The 2,500-nt window shown below is 21.7% G+C and carries 4 protein-coding genes (1 of these 4 cut by a window edge); all 4 read left to right on the forward strand.

The genetic code is table 11. The features are described 5' to 3' along the window. On the forward strand, positions 1-428 hold a 428-nt coding region (locus ACTT9R_RS04710; RefSeq protein WP_440926871.1), incomplete at its 5' end, for a glycosyltransferase. After that, positions 418-1,476 (forward strand): N-acetylneuraminate synthase family protein, encoded by a 1,059-nt coding sequence (locus tag ACTT9R_RS04715; protein ID WP_440926872.1) that lies wholly within the window; start codon positions 418-420, stop codon positions 1,474-1,476. The genes ACTT9R_RS04710 and ACTT9R_RS04715, both read left to right, overlap by 11 nt. A 6-nt stretch (positions 1,477-1,482) precedes the next feature. Next, the gene (locus ACTT9R_RS04720; protein WP_440926873.1) at positions 1,483-2,166 is read left to right on the forward strand and encodes a sugar phosphate nucleotidyltransferase; all 684 of its coding nucleotides are present in this window, start codon (positions 1,483-1,485) and stop codon (positions 2,164-2,166) included. Continuing rightward, on the forward strand, positions 2,160-2,500 hold the start of the coding sequence (locus ACTT9R_RS04725) for a hypothetical protein (protein ID WP_440926874.1). 346 nt of this gene lie beyond the right edge of the window; only the first 341 of its 687 coding nucleotides appear in the window; the start codon lies at positions 2,160-2,162; its stop codon lies off the right edge, out of view. Before ACTT9R_RS04720 ends, ACTT9R_RS04725 begins: the two co-directional genes overlap by 7 nt.

Below are 2,500 nucleotides of genomic sequence, written 5' to 3' on the forward strand. Positions count from 1 at the left end.
CAAATTATATTTTAAAAAAAAATAAGGAGATAAAATTTAAATTTAATATTATTTCTAAAAATTTTATTAACAATAAAATAGAAAATAAAAAAAATTTGAAAATTTTAAAATTTAATAAAGATGTAACTAAACTTTATAAAAATATACAAATTGCTATTTCATCAGTAGGAAATACTTCTTTTGAACTTGGAAGAATAGGGATTCCTTCTATTCACTATACCTTAGAGAAAAGAGAGATAAAACGAGCAAAAAATTTAAATAACTTGAATTTAGGAATTTATGTTAATAAAGATAATATGATCGCTATTATAAATGAATTAAATAAAATTTATTTTAATGACAATTATCGTAATAAACTTGTTGAAAACAGAAAAAGATATTTTAAGAAAAAAAATATATTATTAAAAATAATTCAAAATGAAATTTAAACTTGGTTCAAAAATTATTCAAAGCAATCAACAACCTTATGTAATTGCTGAAATTGGTGTTAATTTTGAAAATGATTTTCAAAGAGCAAAAAAAATAATAAAACTTGCAAAAGAAGGGGGTGCTGATGCAGTTAAATTTCAGTCATATAAAGCAGAGAAAATTGCGTGTAAAAATAGTCCATATTATTGGGATCTAAAGGAAGTTAATGTAAAATCACAATATAAATTATTTAAAAAATTTGATAAATTCGGATTTAAAGAATTCAATCAACTTAAAAAATATTGTGATAAACTAAAAATAGATTTCTTATCGACTCCTTTTGATTTAGATGCTGTTGATTATTTAGATAATTTAGTCCCATTTTATAAAGTTGCATCTGCAGACTTAACTAATTACCCACTTATAAAAAAAATATGTCAAAAAAATAAGCCAATTGTACTATCTACAGGTGCTAGTAATCAAAAAGAAATAAACAACGTTTTAAAATTTATAAATAAAGTTAATAAAAAAATACGAGTAATATTACTTCATTGCGTTCTGAGTTATCCAACAAATAATAAAGACGCAAATTTAAATTTGATTAAATCTTTAAAAAAAACCTTCAAAAACAAAATAATTGGATATTCAGATCACACACTACCAGACCAGAATATGATAATTCTAACAAAGGCATACCAAAATGGTGCTTATGTTATAGAAAAACATTTTACAGATACAAAGGGATTGAAGGGTAATGACCATTTCCACTCGATGGATAAAGATGATTTAATTAAATTTAGAAAAAATATTGATTTGTTAAATAAGATTGATGGAAATTTAAAAAAAAGAGAAATTTTAGAATGTGAAAAAAAGTCAAGAATTAATGCAAGAAGAAGCATAGTAGCAAAAAATAATATTTCCAAAGGAGAGAGGCTTACTCTTAATAACCTTATAATGAAAAGACCTGGATTTGGTATAAGTCCAACTAAAATTTTTAAAGTCCTTGGTAAAACTGCTAAAAAAAATATTAATGAAGACAGCATTATTAATTTCAAAGATTTAATTTAGTGTTTAATGATATTTGATTATATAATTATGTGTGGTGGAGAAGGAATCAGATTAAAACCATTTACTTATATTATTCCAAAACCTTTTTTAACAGCAAATAATATTAGTTCATTTGATTATATTTTAAAAAATATAAATTTAGACAAAACAAATCAAATTATAGTTACTTTAAAATATAAATATAATTTTGCAAAAAAAATTATTAAAAATAAAAAAAATAATAAAATTAAAATATTTCTTGAAAAAAATACATCTGGGACAGCAGGATGTATAGGCGAAATAATTAAGAAAAAAATTACAAATAATTTTTTAGTAATAAATGGTGATATTTTTGCAAAATTAAATTATAAAAAAATGATGGAGTATCATACTAAAGGTAAATTCGATGTGACAGTTGGAATAACCAACTTTCAAATAAAATTTCCTTATGCTGTACTAAAAAAGAAAAAAAACAAAAATACTTTTATTGAAAAACCTGAATTTAAAAAAAAAATTAATACCGGTATTTATGCAGTTTCAAAAACGTATGCGCAAAAGTTTTTTAAAATAAATAATAAAGGAAAAATAAATATGACTGATTTAATTGATAAATCTAATAAAATTGGAATTTACGATATTGGTAAAAAGTGGATAGACATAGGTCATATAGAAGATTTTAAAAAAGCAAATGTTCTAATTAAAAAATGGTAAAAACAATGGACTGTTTTATACCCTGTAGAAAAAACGGAGATTTTTTAAAAAACTTAAACTTTTTAGAAATAGATCAAATCAAGCTTGTAGAGCATACAATAAATTGCTCTATTAACTCAGGACTATTTAGAAATATTTATATTTTAACAAATGACAAAAATTCTTTTATGCTATTAAAAAAGAAATATTCATCTTTAAAATTAATTTACATAAAATCTGTTAGGTTACCTTTTTATAAAATAATTGAAAATCTTGAAAAAAAAAAATATTTTCAAAATAAAATTGATATTTGCGTCTTATTACCCAACTATCCATTTAAATCTATTTCAACAAT

This window comes from Candidatus Pelagibacter sp. (assembly GCF_052049835.1).
Classification (GTDB): domain Bacteria; phylum Pseudomonadota; class Alphaproteobacteria; order Pelagibacterales; family Pelagibacteraceae; genus Pelagibacter.

What these genes read in the sequence shown, in the direction of transcription:
- ACTT9R_RS04715 (WP_440926872.1), top strand. Translation starts at nt 418, where the DNA reads ATGAAATTTAAACTTGGTTCAAAAATTATTCAAAGCAATCAACAACCT.
- ACTT9R_RS04720 (WP_440926873.1), top strand. Translation starts at nt 1,483, where the DNA reads ATGATATTTGATTATATAATTATGTGTGGTGGAGAAGGAATCAGATTA.